We start from the raw sequence: 18,271 nt of genomic DNA, 5'->3' as shown, positions 1-18,271 counted from the left end.
GTGAAGACAGGAACATAAAAACCGTATATATATAGATCCACAAACAACAAGGAGCACAACGATTATGAAATATCGTACTCAGCAGTACGAAAATAGAAAAGGATTTCTCACTGTGTTATCTATCGCTTCTTCAAGCCATCGATCCATGGCTCCACGGCGCATCAGAGGCTCTCTGGTGCCTATTCTCCTGCTCTGCATCCTGTCTTGCGCCTGCGCGGCAACCCCATCCGCCAGTACTCCTACCCCTACGACCACCGGGGCCACACCCACCCCTACGAAACAGGCGGCAGGCACGGTACTCTATCAATCCAACTGGTCACGGGGACTCACAGACTGGCATGCCTCGGCCGGATGGAAGATCAAGGGCGACACGCTGCAGACCGATCTGGGCGAGAATCGTACGCTCCAGATCCCCTATACGCCGACCACTTCCGACTACTCGGTTGAGTACCGCGTCCAGATCGTGAGCGTACCTAAAGATGGGGGCTACTTTATGCTCAATGCCGACCCGTCAACAGGGAAAGATGGCTACCAGGCCCACATCCTCAATCTCCTCACGGCGACCCAGCATGGCTACGCCACCCATCCGCTCTCTGAAATCGTTATCGAGCCGTTTGAACACGAGATGGATGACGCGGTCCCCCAGGTCCTCGACTACGTACCAGGCAACCAGTGGCATACCTATCGCGTCGATATCCAGGGAGAACGCGCCCTCTTCTACATCGATGGTCACCGCGTCAGCCGCGCCAGTAGCGCCAAAACCAACGCCCTTTCCCAGGGACCCATCCGCCTCATCTGCGGAAAAGCCATCCTCAACATCGGCCCCATCCGCGTTCTTTCTCTGTAGGTTCCGGGCTTGCCCCGGCTTTCCTCGCCCGCCACCGCCCATCGCCCCCATACGTGCCGGGCTTGCCCCGGCTTGGGTCGCTAGCTTTGCGAAGCGGCCCCTCGCGGGCGTTTATAACGCGTTGCCGCTCTCTTCGGCCGCTCCCACCCGCAGCACCAGTTCCCAGCCGGTGGCGGCCTCGAAGGTGCGGCGCGCATCCTCTTTGGCCTGCTGGCTCATGATGCCGTTGCCGGTGAAGATAATGCGCTGCTTCCCATGATCGATCTGGGGCTTGCCAATGATTCGGGCGTCGATCGGGATCAACCGCCGGGCGGTGTTGATCAGGGCCTTCAGGTGAACGCGCTCATGGAGCTCAACTCCCCAGCCGGTCTGCTCTTTGATCTGCTGGAAGCGCTGCGCATAACGTACGCGGGCCCCCTGTGGAAAGTAGAAGTGCAGCCACAGACAGCCGCGCCTGGCGTCCACGCCGATCTGATACAGGTCTTCGGCGTCGCTGAGTAGCTCGCTGGCTTTAGCCATCGCCTGCACCTGGGAGACGCGGACGCCGGGATCTGCTTCAACCAGCACCGGACTCTCTTCCTGCGTCTGCTCTTCCTCCTCTACCACGGTCTGCCTCTGATCGGGGGATAGCTCTGGCTCAAGCTGGCGACCGTCCTTAGAAGTGGGGCCGGTCTGCAGGGTCATGCCCTGCATTTCGAGCGTCCAGGCCGTCTCGGCCGTGAACTGTTGTTGCGCCTCGTAGACCGCTTCGACTTCGGCGCTCCCTTTGCAGAGCACGCCTACGGTGTTGCGGTCCCAGTAGATGGAGGGACGCCCGATCGCTTCCAGTCCATCCGGCAGCATGCTATTCGCCATGGCGACCAGCGCCTCCTGGCTCGGCGTCAGCGGATAGATCTGGACAGTCCAGCCTGTGCCCTCTTCGATCTGCTGGAAGATGGCTCCATAGCGCTGCTGCGCCACCTCGGGAAATTCGAAGCGGGTCCGCAACACATAGTTGGCCTTATCCATCCCAACCTTGAGAAAACCAGCCAGTCCACTCAATAGCGTGCGCGCATAGTTGATCGCCTGTTGCTCCTGCACAGGCGCGCCACCACTTCTCACCGGCGCGACCGGTGCGCTGCTCGGGACACTACTGCCGCTGACCTTCGCGGTCTGGACACGGGACGCCGTCAGACCCGCGATCTCCAGTTGCCAGCCAGTCTCTTCCAGGACACGCTGCTGCGCCGCCGCTACCTCTTCCGCGCTCGCCTGCCCCACACACGTGAAGCGAATCACACGCTGCTCCACGAAGATGGAGGGGTTGCCCTGGACACTGAAACCCTCGGGCAGCATCTGCTGGACAAGCTTGCTCAGCTCTCCCAATGGCGTGTGCGGGGAGATGATGATGTTGACGCCGGTCTCTTCGGCGGCGGCCTCCAGCCGTTCGTGATAGCGCTCCCAGGCCCCCTCGGGATAGATGAAGGTCAGGGTGACGTCTCCGCTCTCACCATCGACACTGCGCCTCACCATGTCAGACGGCGTTCCTATATAACGCTCGATGATGGTGAGGATCCAGTTCTGGTCGGGCCGTTCGCGCTGTTCGGGTTCGGCCAGGGCCTCGCTCCATGTTGGCGCCAGCCCATAGTGGACCGGTCCGGACCCCTCCACCAGGTCATCGAGCTGCTCGAAGAGGCGGGGATGCTGCTGCACCAGCTTGGCGATCGCCAGCCGTTCCTCTATCTTGTGCTGCGAGACCCCGGCCAGCTCGCACAGATCGGTCAGGGTATAGCTCTGGTCCGGATGACAGTTGCGGGCCAGTTCATGGGCTGATAGCCCCCGGCGTATCCTGCGCGCGTTGCGTACGCAGGTAGTCAGCGTCTCCTTCTCGCTCAACCCTTCCTCATAGGGCAGGCGTCCGACTACCTCGATCAAAGATCTCAAGGGAAAACGCGTGCGATCATTCGCTTCGCCGCGTGGAAAGAGGACGCGCAGGGTCTCGCGGGCGGCGATGGCCCGGCACAGCACCGGCTTGGAGGCGGAGGGATTAGTGCGCAGCAGGATGATGCGTCCGACCAGCTGGCGCAGGCGGTCTTCCTGCTCGTCCTCCTCCGTACGCCTCACATAGTAGGCCTCGGCGATCTCGCCGGCGGGGATAAAATACGGCTCGTCGTAGGGCTGCTCTTCTTCCAGCACGTCGTAGAGCCACATGGCGTGCTCGGGAATGGCGCGATCGCCATACCAGACGTTGACGAGGTCGCGCACCGTCACCACCTGGTACGAGGGGACGTGCTCCAGGGCGCGCCAGAGCTGCTCCAGGTTGGAGGCGTTGAAGACGCCGTCCGGCTCGCCAATCCCATAGGGCAGGCTTTCGGGCTCAACGACCGTCTCGACCACAGGCGCGGGCTCAGCCGCCTTCTTCTTCAGCTGCCGCGCGCTCAGATTCAGGGTCTCGCCGTTGCGCGGCAGGAGGACCTCGCTCTGCTCCAGCAACGTCTGCAGGGCGCGCCTCGCCTCGTCATCGCCGTGCACCAGCGCCACTCGCTTTGGCTTGAGGTGCGCCGCGTACGAGGCCAGCTCGCCTCCATCGGCATGCGCCGACAGGCTGTACTTGGCAACCGTACACTGGACCGCGATCTGCTGATCCTCAAGCTCAAGCGTCTCTTTCTTATTCTCGGCCAGGTCCAGCAGCCGCTTGCCCGGCGATTCTTCGTCCTGGTAGCCGGTGATCAGAATGGAGGCGTTAGGATTGCTGGCCAGCCGGGCGGCGTACCAGGCGCTGGGACCCCCGGTCAGCATGCCCGAACTGGCGATGATACAGGCCGGCGGACCATCCAGGATCGTCTGCCGCTCCCTGGCGTCGCGCACGAAGCTGACATTGTCGCCCTGAAACGGCAAAAAGCCCTTGCGGATCTGCCTCCCCAGCCGTGGGGTGAGGGCCTCGGGCATCAGCTGATAGGCCGTACACACGCGCCGCACCAGCCCATCGACGTAGATGGGAAAGACCGGTACCACCCCCTGCTCCTGCATCGCCTGCAGCAGCAGCAGGATCTCCTGCCCGCGCCCCAGGCCAAAGCAGGGCAGCAGCACGTGCCCGCTCTTTAGCCCCTCGGCCACCGCCTCCGCCATGCGCTGCTCTTCCGCCTGTCGATTGGGATGCAGCCGCGCGCCATAGGTCGATTCCAGGATCAGCAGGTCGGGCCGCTCGATCTCCGGCGGCACGGCTCCCAGCACGGTCCGCTGCGGTGTCAGGCTCAGGTCTCCGGATACCACGATGCTTTCCTGCTGGCTACTGAAGCCCAGGCTCATCGCACCCGCGATATGTCCCGCCCGGCTGGTGTGAATGGTAACCCCCGGCAGCTGCGCCACTGTACAGTTCTCGCCCACCGGTATCGGCCGCACCCGGCTCAACATGCTCCCCACCAGGGCCGCTGGATACAGCGGGATCTCCATCTCCTCCACCGCGCGCTTGTTCATGATCTTCAAGGCGTCGGCCAGCATGATCTCCATCAGCAGATGCGTGGCCCGCGACGTATAGATGGGCGCGTTCGGAAACGCCCGGTGCAGCAACGGCAGCGCCCCGATGTGGTCCGCGTGCGCGTGCGTTACAAAGATCGCCCGCACATCCTTCCCCTCCAGCAACGCCAGGTCCGGCAATGGATCCGCCGACCGATCCACCCGCACCCCTGCATCCACCACGATCCACTGCCCCGCGATCTCGATCGCCACGCAGCTCGCCCCTACCCCGGCAGCGCCGCCAGCAAAAATAACCTGCATACTATCCCATCACCTTTTCTAGCTCGTATTCTCTCACGCCTTAAGATACCGAATACATCCCACTGCATACGCATTCTATTTCTCCCACTCCACCTTGTCAACGTCCCCACAATTGTGGTTCTTCCTGTCACAAACATGCTTGACAGCAGGGATAATGATAGGTTGCTACAAAGACAGGGTGAAGCGTACAATAGGGAAACACATCGATGCTTTGAACTACCAGCACTATCTATGATCCTAACGTGAATATTCTTGATGCCCGCGAACTCATATGGCATCCAGCAAAAAAACAAACAGGGAAGTACAGAGAGATGCTCCCACACCAGATCGAACAGATTCGCCTCGCCTTCGGCCTGGGTGATGCCCTGGCTGAAGCACAACGTATCACTATCGCCAGTCAACACCAACTGTGGCGTCTGAAGACGACGCAGGGATATTTCGTGATCAAACACTTCAACCTGCAACGAGGAACACCAGAACAATTCCTCTGGAGTGAACAACTTGCCACCACGTTCGCTTCTCACGGCGTGCCTGCATTAACTGCGCTCTCTGGTTCCGATGGCCCACTTTACCAGGCCAATGGAATCACTGCGATGGTGTACCCATGGATCGATGGCGAAATAGTGCCTCCCTCCTTGCTCCAACCAGAGCGTGTGCGCCAGATAGGACGGCTGCTCGCGCTTATGCACACCAGCAAGCTCCCGTTACCTCCTCTCCCTCAGGCAGAGCCAACATCATCATCCAATCCACTCATTGGTGACGAATGGTTGCAACTGGCACAAAAAATAGCCGAGCAGAGCAGTCCGTTAGCCAAGGAATTCCAGAAGAGGCTCCCTGATCTGTTGGCATGGAGCAAACCATGTGGGTCTGTACAGGTCACATCCGGTGAGAAGGTGTACAGCCACCGCGACCTCGGCTGGGCAAATATCATCTGGCGTGATTCTAGCCATCCTGTACTCATCGACTGGGAGATGGCAGGTCTCGTCGATCCAGGTGAAGTGGTCATCATTGCTGCCGGCTGGAGCGGCATGATGGGAGATGCACAAGAGGCCACCTTCATCGCGTTTCTCAAAGGATACCGCGAAGGTGGCGGTATCTTGCGCATTCCGGCGCGCGTCCTTCTCGAAGGATGGCTTTGCGACATACTCTGTAATCTGCGCCTTCATCTCCACCTATATCTCTCTGAACAGCAAGAGATGGAGACGCGAGAGAACAGCCTGCATGCCATGCTCTACATCCTCAAGAGCTTTCCAGCCGCTATGTCTCTCCTCGACCAGTGGGCTCATCTAGCTGACGAGATCATCGGCACAGCCTGACCGCAAACGAGTGAGAATATAACAGAAGAAAGCCGCTCTCATTCCACTATCTTACTGCGATGCCCGTCGTACTACTGAAAATCGCATAAAAATCAGCCTTTCCCAGGCGTGTCTGCCGCACATCCTGCGGCAAAAAGAGATTATCCGTATCAATCGCCAACCACTCGCAGCCACTCGTCTTCAACGTCATCGTCTTTAATTTCGTCTCGCCATTAAAAAACACAAGCTTATACATACCACCATGATCCGCTGGACAGTTATAAGAAGCTCCAATAGGAATACTCGGCAGCGCCAGCGCCGTATCATACAGCCGCCGCACCTGCGCCACATCCGTAATCCGCTTCTCCAGTGCCGGCACCCCCGGCTCAAGTGGATTTTTCGGACGCGTCACCTCCAGCGCCGTCGGCTCCGGCTTCGGAGCCACGGCGGACCACACCACCCATCCACCTACCACCAGCACAACCACCGCCACCAATCCCAACATCACCCTTACCCTCTTCTCCCTCAGCCTCATTCTCAGACTTCTCTTCATAGCGCTTCTCCCTCTCTTGATTTATAAAACCATAAATAACCTCCGTAATAATCATATGTATCAGCCCCCCAATAAGTTCCCACCCAACAAAATCACGCCACCCCATAGGTGCCGAGCTCGCCTCGGCTTTCCGCGCGGCGGCCCCCATCCCCGGGCGCCCACCTTTCCCCAACGAGACCCTCTTCCCCGTCCCTCCCTCGCTTATGTGCCCACCGCAAGCAAGGTAATCCCCGCCAGGATCAACGCCGCCGACCCCAATCGGCTCCAGCCGCGCTTCTCCGCCAGCAAGCGCGTCCCCAGCAGCGTTCCTATCAAGACGCTGCTCTCACGCAGCGGCGCGACCTGGCTGACAGGATGGGAAGTCAAAACAAAGAGCACCAGCAGATAAGCTAGTGGCGAAAAGATAGCCACCCCCAGCACCTCTAAACGATGGACCCTCCAGGTCTCCTTGACCATGCTCCAGTTTCTTGCCGCCGCAGGCAACAACGTCACGGACATAAGCATACACTCCGTTTCGCACAACAGCAGTGGAGCGACCAGGAATGTGCTGACCGCCACTTTATCCCAGAGAGTATACGCGGCAATAAATACACCTGTGAGCAACGCGTAGCCAACCACCAGCGATGTTCCCTCACCCCTCATGACGAGCCGCCTGGGATTGCCCATCAGACACAATACTCCTCCGATGAGCAGCGCAATTCCAATCATTGCGCCTGCCGAGGGCCGCTCACCCAGCCATGCAATAGCGCACAGCGCGGAAAGCAGCGGACCAGTGCCGCGCGCGATAGGATACGTTAGCGAGAGGTCACCCGCGCCATATCCCTTTTGCAGAAAGAAGAAATATGACAGGTGCAGACCGGCGCTGCCCACAAAAAAGATACACTGGAGCCAGGTGAGCTGTATATGCGCGACAAAGAAGAGATAAAAGAGGCTGGGCAGATAAATAAGCGCCCCCAGCGTGCTAAATAGCCAGGTAAAGCCAAAACTACTCCCCGCACGCTTGGCCAGAAAATTCCAACATGCATGCAGACACGCCGCAATGAGTACCACCAGAAGCCATAAATGGTCCATACATTCCCCTTCTCTTCTCAAGAGCAAAAACCACCCCGAAGTCCGGTTCCATCGCCTATTCAAAAAAATAATTTATTTCATAGATCAACAATAAAATAAAATTTCTTTTCTGTCAACGAATTTCATACAGCCAGTACCCCCATAATACACGTACTGGCCTGCCATTTCTCTCTTGACAGAAAGGAAATTTTATTTTAACTTAAAAGCAAAGAAATTTTATTTTTAAGGAGAAATCAAGCCATGGCTTTCTCTTTTGTGCAGATCACCGATCATCATCTCTGTGATACAGAGTCCCTTCTGCTGCAAGGCTACTCGCCCGCCTATGCCTTGCGTACAGTCTTACGTCATATCGCGGAACATGTGGCTGACCACATTGATTTCATCGTCACCACCGGTGATATCGTCGATAATGCCTCCGCCATATCATATGGCAATGCCTGCCAGATGCTCCAGTTGCAAACCACCTCCCAGGCACCGGGTCCGGCCCGCATGACGCTGGAAGGTTTGCAAGATTTCCCACTCTATTTCCTGCCCGGCAATCACGATGATCGGGACCATTTCTTCCGCCAGTTCTTTTCGGACACACCACCCATGTCCTGGATGAACGTCAGCTTCCAGCATAAGGGCATCCAGTTTATCTGCCTGGATTGGGGGCCGCAGGGCAAAGCCATCGCTCAACCCGAGATGCTGGCCTTCCTCACGCGTTGCCTGCAGAATGGGCAGCCGAGCATTATCCTGACCCACCATCACCTGGTTCCGTTCGGCATCCACTGGATAGATGCCTTTCTCCCGGTGGCCGCCGACAGCGAGGCGTTCTGGAGCATCCTTGGCGCGCACCAGTCACAGGTCCTGGGTATCTTCAGCGGCCATGCCCATGTGACCTACGAACGGGTGGTCAATGGTATTCCGCTCTTCGGCCTGCGCTCTACCGCGCCCCAGCCGGTCATGCAGGATGAGCCACTGCTCTGCCTCCAACCACCACACTATCGCCTGGTCACCGTTCAGGACACCTTCCTCACCACCCGCATTTTCGAGGTTCCGCTGTAGCCCACATTGGCGAGCCGGCAATACCAGTGCCGGCTCGATCGTTATCAGTCATAAAGCCAAAAATATGATGGAGAAAGAAAGCAGATCGATGCCACATTCAACAGAGCGCCCGTTGATACCAGAGGGGGTACAGGCCCGCTTGCGTGCCGCTTCCTCGACCCTGACCGGCGCGGAGCAGCGCGTCGCCCGATTTATCGAGCAGCATCCCGAGGAGATGATTTATCAGTCGGTCCAGGCCCTGGCGCAGCGCATCCAGGTGAGTGAGGCCACTATCGTCCGCTGTTGCCGCTCACTTGGCTACCAGGGGGTGCGCGACCTCAAACTGGCCCTGGCGGCCGAACACGCCACGCCGCTCCACCAGATCCACGAGGACATCTCACCAGACGATACGGTCTCCACCGTCGCGCGCAAAGTCCTGCAGTCCGATATCCAGGCTATCGCCGATACACTGGCGGTGCTGGATGAGCAACTTCTGGAACAGGCGGCTGAGGCGCTGCTGCAGGCTACGCGCATCGAGTTCTATGGCATTGGCCCCTCTCTGCCCATTGCGCTGGACGCCTACTATCGCTTTCTACGCATCGGCATGCCCGTCACCGTCACGACGGACGCTGCCATGCAGGCCGTCTCCGCCGCGAACCTGTCACCGGGCTCCGTAGCCTTCGCCATCTCACACTCAGGCACCACCCGCGAAACGCTTAACGCGCTGCGCAATGCCCGCGGCCAGGGAGCCCGCTGCATCCTCCTCAGCAGCCACATGCACACACCGCTTAGCAACTTCGCCGACATCGCCCTGATCACCGCGTCCCGCGAGACCGCCTTTCGCACCGCCGCCCTCACCAGTCGCATCGCCCACCTCAGCGTGATCGACGCACTCTACGTCGCCGTCGCCATGCGCCGCCCCGAAGCCTCCCTGGCCGCGATTGAACGCTTCACCGCCGCCATCGCCGAACATTCGCTATAATCGTACGTGCGCCCTTCGCGGGCGCTTCCTCCCTCGCTTTATGCCAATGCACCCTCAACATGATCTCATCCCCGATATTCTCCCCCTTCGGTCGTTTCCTATAAGAAGGCACATTTATATTTTTCATCCATTAAAGAAGGAAAAACTCTCTATGGCATATAAAAACTCAACGGATGCATTTCTATCCCATCCTACCGATTACGAGCTTGTCCTGCAGGCACAAGCAGGCCAGATCACAGCTATGCACACCCTTTTCGAGCGCCACCACCATACCATCTATCGCTATCTCGTGTTCATGCTGGCCTACCCCGCCATAGCTCAGGAGCTCACCAGCGAGGTCTTCCTGAAGGCCTGGGACGCCATCTTCAATTTCTCTGCTGGCACTGAATTTAGCGACTGGCTCTATCGCATCGCCACCAACCTGACCCACCTCTACCAGCGACGCTACCAGAAACACCCACTGCAACCACCATCCCTGGATCCACCCCTGCCAACCCTCAGCCAGATTATCTTCCTCGATCGTGCCTGTCTCATCCTCCATGATCACGAGCATCTCTCGTATCAGCACATCGCCCGCATATTCAGCATGACCCCACAGAAGGTCCAACGCCTGCATGCACGCGGCCTCTCCCAGCTTATCCAACTCCTGCCATCCGAGTGGCACGCCACGCCCGATACCATCGCCTCCTACCTCGGTCAGTTCTTTATTCCCGAGATACATCTAACCTCACCCTTTACTAACCGGCCCGAGCCACCACGCCACTACGTCCCCTCTCTGACCACTGGTGATTCGTACGCCAGCGCGCCGCGCCTTCCTCTCACATCACAACTTGTCCTGACCTCGCGCCAGCTCTGGCAGCAAACATCACCCTATCATCAACGTCTGCCCAGATGGACCGTCCTCACCATCATTAGTAGTCTCTGCATCCTACTCCTCAGTTCCTCTACGTTTGCCACCCGCCCCATTGTCCAGCACACCTGCACCTTCTATAACCCCATCAATATATCCCTGATCACCAGCGATGACAAAAACGCCACTATCTGCACCAACCAGACCCACCACTTCCAGGGCTACGCTTTTACGCTCCAGCAGATCCACCTCAACAACAATCGCATCCTACTCAAATATCACCTTGAGGACTCAACCCATAAACAACTTCTCTACTGGATCAAATCTATGGATCTGCATGTCCAGGTTCTCAACGCAATCTATCCCGGTTCATCTGCCACAAACAACTACGCCTGCCACCTGGGGGTGTCAGACATCGATAATCCCCATCAATCATCCTTTACCTTCACATCATCCGCATCTTTTGCCAACATCTTCCCTGACATCCCTTCTCAAAAGGGCGCGACAATTGTCTTGAGCATCACAGTGCGCGAAATCATTATCGCCAAAACTTACAATTCAAGATCATATCTCTCCCTCCAACCATCAGATCGCACATCCCTCCAATTTCATCTCACCCTCCCATCCACTTCCCTGCCCCTCTATTCATCATCTTCTGAAGGCCAGGGAGACTTTACCAATTGTGCTTGATCGCAGTCGCCAGGCAAAAAAGCGCGGACATGCACCAGGAGTGCGTGTCCGCGCCGTCTGACCGCGATACTATTCGCCAGTCTCTTCCAACAGGCGTGCCAGCAGGTCGTACAGAGTATTGCGTTCGGCAGGTGAAAGCGGTGCGAATGACTGCGCGATCACCTCATTGTATATGCCAAACCCCTCGTGTAGTATCGCCTCGCCGGAAGGCGTGATGCGATGGCGGATCGCCCTGCCGGGTCCGCTGATGCGCTCAATCCAGCCATGAGCCAGCAGACGGCCCGCCAGAGCACCAAAGGATTGATCGGTCTGGAACGTCAGCTGCGCCAGCCGGTGCGACGACGCATCAGGATTGCGACTGATCGCGCGCAAGGCGTCCCACTGCACAAGCGTAATCCCCCGCGGCATCAGCTTTGCATCAAGCGTACGATGATGCCGATACTGCATACTCTTGACGGCCAGTGCCAGACTTTCCAGTGTAGCGCCCATTCCTCTTCGCTCCTCTTCATTTAATCAGTATATTTATATAAATTTGCTTATATAAATACGCTGTGTTAAAATCCCTATATAAGTTTGTTTATATAAGCTTGTTGTTAAAGTATAGCAGCTCTGTTGCGGATACTACAAGCTCCTATCCACTTTGAAAATTCGAAACATTATTCATACCGCTTCTCAAGCCACGTATAACAAAAAAGAAAGAGAAATTTTTCATGGATGTTACCATACTGAAGCCAGGTGAAGGACGCGTACTTTCTCTCGGCACGATCCAGATGATTATCCAGGAGGACGGGACACATACGCGGGGCACATTGGCTGTCGCGGAATTCGCAGTGCTTCCCCATGCTGCCACCCCACCACTACATATCCATCACGCCCACGAAGAGGGCTTTTATGTTCTCGAAGGGGAGTTGGAGTTCCTGACAGGAACACAGACTGTTCGCGCCAGCCAGGGAACATGGGTGATGGTGCCCATCGACACCGTCCACACGTTCGCCAATCCAACCGACAGGCCCGCTCGTTTCCTCAACACCTTTACACCTCCGCTCTACATTGGCTACTTCGAGGAAATGAGCAGGCTCCTCCACACAGAGGGTGCGCTCAGCCCGCGCCAGATCGCCGAACTGATGGCCCACTACGACACAGAGGTCGTCTCTTAACCGGACATTCCATTCAGAGGATCAAGAACACTCTCCCCATTGTGCTGATCGCGGCCATACACAAAAAAAGCGCAGCCATACATGACCGTGTATGGCCGCGCTCCTCTCCATCACCGGGGCGCGTTCAGCACGTACCCCAGCGACTCTTCATAGGTCTGCCCTTCGCAGCCGGGATCGATCGATACAAAGTGATCGTTACCAGTGCGGCAGCGGTAGATCTGCCTCGTTCCTGCTATGGGGCTGCTATAGATCCAGCCTTCGGTCCTCAGGACGCTGGTCCCTTCACAATTGGATGTCAGTGAGATGAAGTGGTCGCTGCCACCATTGAGACAACCATAGATGGGCACCGTTCCACTCTGGCTACTGCTAAAAACATAGCCCAGCGTCGATTCCAGGTGATAGCCGCCCGTGACGCTGCCGCTGGTAATCCAGTGATCGGACGACCCATTGTAGTAGCGGTTCAGCGCAGGCGTTCCCAGCGCGGTATAGCCGACCGAGGGGTCCCAGCTGGTGGTGTCATACGCATTGTCTCCGTTGTTGGCGACCTCGAAGCGCAGAACATCGTTGGCATTGACGGCGATGTTATCCACATTGGCTTCGATGCCGACCTGGTCGTTATAGGCGACCGTCTGGGGACCCCAGATGACGCTGCCGTTTCTGGTGATGCGCGCCACGATGCCATTGCCTCCGCCAGTATCCCCCTTTAGCACGCGACCGCGCACGCTGATCGTGCCGCCGCTGGGCGCGGTCCAGGCCCTGCCAACCCGGCATTGTGAGCAGATGTCGGGATGCATGCCGAAGCGGGTAATCTGGGGTACGCTGGATGAGGTAGGCTTCCAAATGCCGCTGCTGGCGTCGTAGGGCAGATTGCTCCAGTTCGTGCCATCATTGCTGGACTGATACGACCACTGCTGCTGTCCCTGCGTGCCGCTATAGTCGTTGCCGGCGTTGTAGAGCGCGCTGGCGGTGGTTGCCTGTAGATTGTTGCTCAGCGTGAAGCCGCTAAAGGTGCCTCCGCCCGCCGTCGTGGTCAGTCCGGATGGCTCGGAGTAGAGGTTATCACGAATGGTTCCGGTCGGTGTGATGTCCGCGCCCAGACGTTCGATGCCACCATTGCCGTTGTTAACGAAGACATTACCAGATAGTTCCGTCACGACTAGCGAATCCTGACAGGTGTCAGGATTTTCACGTGAGCAGCTTTGTGAGGGAATGACAGCCTCACGGGATGGACTACCGGCAGATGAACCCTGCACTCCCCATCCGCTACTCCCTCCACCTCAAAGGCATCAGGAGCTGCTTTTCGAATGATATTGTACGACCCGTTGCAATCGGCGTTGATGAGTCGGCCATCTTGGGCCCGATAGAGGCCCCGTGCGATGCGTTTTCCGCTGAACACGGGTGGCTTCTCCTGACCAGCCTGGTAGGTGGGCAAGGGATCACGATCCAGGAAACTGGCCTTACTGGTGTAGGCCTCTTCGGTGAGCAGCACCCGGATGCCTTTCTGCTCCGCTTTGTAGCTGAGCATCTGGATCAAGCGCGCATGGGGAAGCTGAACAAAGTGCTGGTTGTTGCGTGCGCCCAGGTTAACCTCCTGCTTCCAGCCTGCGTTGCGCCCGATCACCAGCGTGCCAATGCCCTCTGCAACGAGCAACTCCACCACAAAGCGGGAGATGGTATGCAGATCATGCTCAATGCGCCGATTGCGCCAGATGGTCAGGCGCTGCATGCGCCGGGTACAGCCAGGGCGGCCGAGGGCCTGTTGCAGATCGGCCATCATCTTGTTATAGAACTGGTTCGTACTTTTGAGACCGCGTCCGTTAACGACGACCGGGACAAAGCCCGGCTTGTTTGAAGTTAACGCGATCACATTGTCGACCCCAGCATCGATGCCCGCGATAAGTGCAGGATCGACGGCAGATGTGGCTGGCTCCTGTTCATACACGATCTCCACCACGACAAAGCCGTGTTTGGGAACGACACGGACCTGAGCAATCGCCCTGGGGTCTTGCCGGGTTTTGACCTGGATGGGTAACCCGGACGGTTGGATGAGGTGCCGGCCAAGCGTCCGTTTACTGCGACTGACGGCCTGCATGGTATAGATCAACACGTTGCGGCCGGTCGTTTTCTGCTTGTAGTTGGGCAGTTGAGGACGGCGACGGAACGTGGAGGGATCGGCCTTGTAGGCCTTGAGGGCTTCAAAGAACGATGTCCAATTGCGTTCGAGCAGCAGGAGCACCTGTTGGGCCACTTTGGCCGGCAGTGCTTTGTAGGCTTCATGCGACTGCATGCGCCGATCCATCGCATAGTAGTTGAGAGAGATCCCCTCAAAGATGAAGGCCTGACGCATGTCGTAGAGCGCCGCGTTGTAGAGGTTTTTGGAAGCAAAGCAGGCGGCATCGAGGACCGCATACCGGGGATCACTGCGAGCGATCACGTGCTTTTCAACCAGTTTCACCATCACCCTCCAATTCCTGCACCAGACGCTCGGTCTTGCGTTTGGCACGCCGCGGCCCATAGAGTCTGGCACAAAAGCTGTACACAATGCTGGTGAGGTCTGCGAGCAGGTCTTCGGTGCCGTTCTCGGCGTGATTGACCACTTCGATTTCTCGCCCGTAGGTGTGAAGCAGCGTTTCAATATAGCGAAACCCGAAACGGGTGCCGCGGTCTTTGTGCTCAATGACGATGCGCCCCACGCTCGGATCAGCCAGCAGCGCCAGAAACCTGGGGCGGTTGTCATTGACGCCAGAACCAATTTCCTTGACCACCCGGCTCACCGGATAGCCACGAGCCGCGCAGTAGGCGACCAACCGTTCGGCCTGACGGTCCAGATTGACCTTGTTCTCTGCGGAAGACACCCGTGTGTAAACCACGGTGTGCGTCTTCGATGAGGAGGCGGAGACCGTGGTTGGTTCATCAATGAGAATCGTGTGAGCCCCGACGCGCCGCCCCTGGATCTTCCCATCCCGGAACCAACGCCAGGCGGTCTCATAGCGGACCCCTTGCTGTTTGGCATACTCACTGAGTTTCATACGCTCATAATACAATGATACGCATCAATTGTCAAGGATTCACTATATTTCCAAAGATCGGTTTCAATACCTCGCTATTGGTGCTGTGATCTCTCCACCATGGATAGCCAGGAATTCGATGCCCGCCCCGGCGTTGCCCGCGATATAGCTGTCGCGAATGCGCACCTGGTCGTTGCAGCACTCATAGTCAAAGCCGGTCTGGTCGGGTGATCCAGTATTAGGCACTCCAGTCATGATGCTGTTGACGAATGAGACGTTCTGCAGACGACCAAAGATGATGCCAGCCGTCCCGCTGTTGCTGTGGCAGGCAGCTTCGTCGTTGAGGCGCGAGTTGAAGATGGTGACGTTCTGTATGTTGACCAGCCGCATCCCTTCGTCGCAGCCGGCCGCCGGACCATTGTCGTCGTGCAGATAGAGGTCGCTGAGGGTGGCGTTCTGTACCAGGTTGTGCCCATCTCCACCATCGCTGGATTGCACGCCGTTGAACCAATCGAAAGAGATGCTATCCTGGTTGTGGGTCCCTTCAATGCCGCTGAGCGTGACGTTCTGCAGCGCGTACTGGCTTGAGGTGAAGGAGACACTTCCCGTGATCTCGATGCCGGCCGAGTTCCAGATGCGGTCGTTCTGTCCACTGGTCGTGTCTCCCTGGTGAATGCCCCGGATATCGTGGACGTAGATATTGGAGAATTGCAGCCCCTGGTGCGATAGCGTGTCGTAGTAGATCAGGATGCCGGTGCCAGCCGAGCCAATCTCCAGGTTGTTGACGCTCCAGTAGGATGGGTTGTTCATGCGGATGGCGCGGTCGGCTTCGTTGCCGTTCCTGATGACCTTTGGACGCGCTCCCGAGCCGTAGGCGTCGATCCTGGCGTAGCTGGCGGCCGAACCGGAGCCGTTGATGGTCATCTGCTGATTCCAGCTGGCCCCACGCGCCAGCAGGATCTGATCGCCAGGGCCAAAGGTTCGTCCGTTGATGGGCGTGAAGTCACACCAGGGGGCTCCCTATTGGCATATGCTTCTTCTCCCTTGATATAGGAAATCCTACAAGACGAGGGCCCCTCCTTCTATGGGCAGGACGATACCGGTGATGAACGAGGCTTCGTCCGAGACAAGATAGAGAACTCCGTTGGCGTAGTCCTGCGTCTCCCCCTGCCGCTTGACCAGGCTGTGGTGCTGGATGCGCGGTACCCCGCTCTTTTCCCAGGCCTGGCGCTGCTCCTCGACGTTGGCGTTGATGGCGGTGGCCGCCCCCAGAGGGGCGACGGCGTTGACGCGTACATTGTAGGGCGAGAGCGCCACGGCCAGCGCCCGCGTGAGGGCGTCGACCCCACCTTTGGAGGCGATGTAGTGGACCTGGTGGGGACTACAGATCTGCGTAGAGACCGTTGAGATATTGATGATGACGCCGCTCTGCTGCTCCATCATGATAGGCGCGACGGCGCGGGCCAGGTAGAACATGCCGCTCAGATTGACGTTGAGCGTCTTCTGCCAGATCTCGTCGCTGATCGAGAGCAGATCGCGAAAGGGACAGATACCGGCGTTGTTGACCAGGATGTCGATGCGGCCATAGCTCTCTCGGACCTTCCGTACGGCGGCGTTGACCTGCTCGGAGACGGAGACGTCGGCTTCGATTGTCTGGACTCGCCGTCCCAGCTGCTCAATCTCGCTGACCAGGGCGGCCGCCTCCTCGTCGAGCATCCAGTCCAAAATGGCGATATCAGCGCCGTGGGTCGCCAGGGTGCGGACGATGCTGGCGCCGATGCCGCGCGCGCCACCGGTGACGATCGCCACCCGACCATCTAGTTTATGCATGCCCTTCTCCCCCTATGCCAGGTCCAGTACGTCTTGATTTAAGCTGATGCCCAGTCCCGCCTCCTCGCTCGGTCGGATGCGGCCATGCTCTGGATCGGGCACGCCCAGGATGGCCGCCGCCGGTCGTCCCGCGTCTCGATTCCAGGTGCGTACCCATTCGGCGAAGGGACAGTTGACCTGGCTCTTCATCAGGTGGAGGCCAGCCGCCTGCAGCCCTCCGGCGTGAGGAACGACGATCAGACCCCAGGCGGAGGCCATGGCGCAGATCTTGCGCGTCTCGCTGATGCCGCCGACCCAGTTGATGTCGGGCTGGAAGACCGAGATGGCTCCGGTCGCCAGCAGGTCGCGATGCCCCCAGCGCGAGTATTCGTGCTCGCCGGTCGCCAGGGCCACCGGAACCGTGTAGCGCGCCAGCTTTTCGTAGCCCTGGATGTTGTCGGGTGGCAGCGCCTCTTCGATCCAGCGGACCGCGTAGGGCTCAACCAGGTCGATCATGCGGATGGTGTACTCGACGTCCCAGGCCATGTAGCAGTCGAGCATGATGTCGCGCTTGTCGCCGATGCGCTGACGACACTCTTTGACCAGGTCGCGGTTCTTGAGCAGCCCTTCGCGTCCATCGGCGGGTCCATACGGCATGGCCAGCTTGACGCCAAAGAATTCATGGTTATCCCAATCGACGCGGTCGTTGGTCGTTTCGTAGACCGGCATGTCGTCTCGGGTGGCCCCACCCAGCAGTCGATAGACCGGCTGCTTGAGAACCTTGCCGAAGATGTCCCACAGGGCGCAGTCGACGGCGCTGATGGCGAACATGCTCAAACCCTTGCGACCATAGGGCGTGGAGGCGCGGAACATCTGGTCCCATAGGCGCTCGATGTCGGTCGGATCTTCCCCCACCAGCAGGCGTGCGAAGTGTTGCTCGATGATGATCTGAACGGCCTCTCCTCCGTCGGCAGTGGCCAGTCCCTCAATCCCCTCGTCGGTCTCAATGCTGACGGCCAGGCCCCCGAATGGCGCGGTCCAGGATGAGCGCCGGGCGGCATAGCGGGGATAGATCGACATCGGGTTGGCAATCACGCTCTCCGACAGCCAGGATGGCTGTGAGGCGACCTCTTGTTTTAAACGCAAACGTTGACAGCGAATAGCGGTGATTTTCATGATCTACCTTTCAATAGGGATACCACGATACGCCGTCGCACCGTGGCACCCCAA

At 58.3% G+C, this 18,271-nt stretch carries 16 protein-coding genes; 6 read left to right on the top strand and 10 right to left on the bottom strand.

Annotated features, from left to right (window positions below; translation table 11 throughout):
- The first annotated feature begins 64 nt into the window (after positions 1–64).
- On the top strand, positions 65–847 hold the full coding sequence (locus AABA21_RS38335; RefSeq protein WP_338258322.1) for a 3-keto-alpha-glucoside-1,2-lyase-like domain-containing protein: 783 nt from the start codon (positions 65–67) through the stop codon (positions 845–847).
- A gap of 111 nt (positions 848–958) precedes the next feature.
- On the opposite strand, the gene AABA21_RS38330 is transcribed toward AABA21_RS38335, so the two are convergent.
- Positions 959–4,600, bottom strand: a complete 3,642-nt coding sequence (locus tag AABA21_RS38330; protein ID WP_338258320.1) for an MBL fold metallo-hydrolase — start codon at positions 4,598–4,600, stop codon at positions 959–961.
- Positions 4,601–4,911: 311 nt separating this feature from the next.
- Between AABA21_RS38330 and AABA21_RS38325 the strand changes: the two genes are divergently transcribed.
- On the top strand, positions 4,912–5,916 hold the full coding sequence (locus tag AABA21_RS38325) for a phosphotransferase (protein WP_338258318.1): 1,005 nt from the start codon (positions 4,912–4,914) through the stop codon (positions 5,914–5,916).
- Between the two features lie 46 nt (positions 5,917–5,962).
- On the opposite strand, the gene AABA21_RS38320 is transcribed toward AABA21_RS38325, so the two are convergent.
- Complete coding sequence (locus tag AABA21_RS38320; protein ID WP_338258317.1) at positions 5,963–6,400, bottom strand: hypothetical protein; 438 nt, start codon at positions 6,398–6,400, stop codon at positions 5,963–5,965.
- 249 nt (positions 6,401–6,649) lie between these two features.
- A complete protein-coding gene (locus tag AABA21_RS38315; RefSeq protein WP_338258316.1) occupies positions 6,650–7,519 on the bottom strand; it encodes an EamA family transporter in 870 nt (289 codons plus the stop codon).
- A gap of 240 nt (positions 7,520–7,759) precedes the next feature.
- Between AABA21_RS38315 and AABA21_RS38310 the strand changes: the two genes are divergently transcribed.
- The 3 genes from AABA21_RS38310 to AABA21_RS38300 all read left to right on the top strand — a co-directional run bounded on the left by AABA21_RS38310 (position 7,760) and on the right by AABA21_RS38300 (position 11,067).
- Positions 7,760–8,566: a metallophosphoesterase family protein gene (locus AABA21_RS38310; RefSeq protein ID WP_338258315.1), complete on the top strand. Its 807-nt coding sequence runs from the start codon at positions 7,760–7,762 to the stop codon at positions 8,564–8,566.
- 88 nt (positions 8,567–8,654) lie between these two features.
- The gene (locus AABA21_RS38305) at positions 8,655–9,527 is read left to right on the top strand and encodes a MurR/RpiR family transcriptional regulator (protein ID WP_338258314.1); all 873 of its coding nucleotides are present in this window, start codon (positions 8,655–8,657) and stop codon (positions 9,525–9,527) included.
- Between the two features lie 151 nt (positions 9,528–9,678).
- Positions 9,679–11,067, top strand: coding sequence for an RNA polymerase sigma factor (locus tag AABA21_RS38300; RefSeq protein ID WP_338258313.1), 1,389 nt, complete (start codon positions 9,679–9,681; stop codon positions 11,065–11,067).
- 69 nt (positions 11,068–11,136) lie between these two features.
- Here AABA21_RS38300 and AABA21_RS38295 read toward each other — a convergent pair whose 3' ends face one another.
- On the bottom strand, positions 11,137–11,556 hold the full coding sequence (locus AABA21_RS38295; RefSeq protein ID WP_338258312.1) for a MarR family winged helix-turn-helix transcriptional regulator: 420 nt from the start codon (positions 11,554–11,556) through the stop codon (positions 11,137–11,139).
- Positions 11,557–11,777: 221 nt separating this feature from the next.
- On the opposite strand from AABA21_RS38295, the gene AABA21_RS38290 reads away from it, so the two are divergent.
- Positions 11,778–12,224, top strand: a complete 447-nt coding sequence (locus AABA21_RS38290; RefSeq protein ID WP_338258310.1) for a cupin domain-containing protein — start codon at positions 11,778–11,780, stop codon at positions 12,222–12,224.
- Positions 12,225–12,334: 110 nt separating this feature from the next.
- On the opposite strand, the gene AABA21_RS38285 is transcribed toward AABA21_RS38290, so the two are convergent.
- The 6 genes from AABA21_RS38285 to AABA21_RS38260 form a co-directional block, all read right to left on the bottom strand.
- Entirely contained in the window at positions 12,335–13,378 is a 1,044-nt protein-coding gene (locus AABA21_RS38285) for a hypothetical protein (RefSeq protein WP_338258309.1), read from the bottom strand.
- A gap of 2 nt (positions 13,379–13,380) precedes the next feature.
- Positions 13,381–14,679, bottom strand: a complete 1,299-nt coding sequence (locus AABA21_RS38280) for an RNA-guided endonuclease InsQ/TnpB family protein (RefSeq protein ID WP_338258531.1) — start codon at positions 14,677–14,679, stop codon at positions 13,381–13,383.
- Positions 14,666–15,253, bottom strand: a complete 588-nt coding sequence (locus AABA21_RS38275; protein ID WP_338258308.1) for an IS607 family transposase — start codon at positions 15,251–15,253, stop codon at positions 14,666–14,668. The genes AABA21_RS38280 and AABA21_RS38275 overlap by 14 nt, the downstream gene beginning before the upstream one ends.
- A gap of 63 nt (positions 15,254–15,316) precedes the next feature.
- Positions 15,317–16,156, bottom strand: a complete 840-nt coding sequence (locus AABA21_RS38270; protein ID WP_338258306.1) for a hypothetical protein — start codon at positions 16,154–16,156, stop codon at positions 15,317–15,319.
- A 135-nt stretch (positions 16,157–16,291) separates the two neighbouring features.
- Positions 16,292–17,062, bottom strand: a complete 771-nt coding sequence (locus AABA21_RS38265) for an SDR family NAD(P)-dependent oxidoreductase (protein WP_338258305.1) — start codon at positions 17,060–17,062, stop codon at positions 16,292–16,294.
- Positions 17,063–17,074: 12 nt separating this feature from the next.
- On the bottom strand, positions 17,075–18,217 hold the full coding sequence (locus tag AABA21_RS38260; protein ID WP_338258303.1) for an enolase C-terminal domain-like protein: 1,143 nt from the start codon (positions 18,215–18,217) through the stop codon (positions 17,075–17,077).
- Positions 18,218–18,271: the final 54 nt, after the last annotated feature.

This window comes from Dictyobacter halimunensis, from assembly GCF_036245075.1.
Note: the sequence above shows the minus strand (reverse complement) of the source record. Positions and strands in the feature narration are given on the sequence as shown.

Excerpts from the sequence above, each read along its gene's own strand:
- AABA21_RS38335 (WP_338258322.1), top strand. The coding sequence starts at position 65 with ATGAAATATCGTACTCAGCAGTACGAAAATAGAAAAGGATTTCTCACT.
- AABA21_RS38330 (WP_338258320.1), bottom strand. The coding sequence starts at position 4,600 with ATGCAGGTTATTTTTGCTGGCGGCGCTGCCGGGGTAGGGGCGAGCTGC.
- AABA21_RS38325 (WP_338258318.1), top strand. The coding sequence starts at position 4,912 with ATGCTCCCACACCAGATCGAACAGATTCGCCTCGCCTTCGGCCTGGGT.
- AABA21_RS38320 (WP_338258317.1), bottom strand. The coding sequence starts at position 6,400 with ATGTTGGGATTGGTGGCGGTGGTTGTGCTGGTGGTAGGTGGATGGGTG.
- AABA21_RS38315 (WP_338258316.1), bottom strand. The coding sequence starts at position 7,519 with ATGGACCATTTATGGCTTCTGGTGGTACTCATTGCGGCGTGTCTGCAT.
- AABA21_RS38310 (WP_338258315.1), top strand. The coding sequence starts at position 7,760 with ATGGCTTTCTCTTTTGTGCAGATCACCGATCATCATCTCTGTGATACA.
- AABA21_RS38305 (WP_338258314.1), top strand. The coding sequence starts at position 8,655 with ATGCCACATTCAACAGAGCGCCCGTTGATACCAGAGGGGGTACAGGCC.
- AABA21_RS38300 (WP_338258313.1), top strand. The coding sequence starts at position 9,679 with ATGGCATATAAAAACTCAACGGATGCATTTCTATCCCATCCTACCGAT.
- AABA21_RS38295 (WP_338258312.1), bottom strand. The coding sequence starts at position 11,556 with ATGGGCGCTACACTGGAAAGTCTGGCACTGGCCGTCAAGAGTATGCAG.
- AABA21_RS38290 (WP_338258310.1), top strand. The coding sequence starts at position 11,778 with ATGGATGTTACCATACTGAAGCCAGGTGAAGGACGCGTACTTTCTCTC.
- AABA21_RS38275 (WP_338258308.1), bottom strand. The coding sequence starts at position 15,253 with ATGAAACTCAGTGAGTATGCCAAACAGCAAGGGGTCCGCTATGAGACC.
- AABA21_RS38270 (WP_338258306.1), bottom strand. The coding sequence starts at position 16,156 with ATGACCATCAACGGCTCCGGTTCGGCCGCCAGCTACGCCAGGATCGAC.
- AABA21_RS38265 (WP_338258305.1), bottom strand. The coding sequence starts at position 17,062 with ATGCATAAACTAGATGGTCGGGTGGCGATCGTCACCGGTGGCGCGCGC.
- AABA21_RS38260 (WP_338258303.1), bottom strand. The coding sequence starts at position 18,217 with ATGAAAATCACCGCTATTCGCTGTCAACGTTTGCGTTTAAAACAAGAG.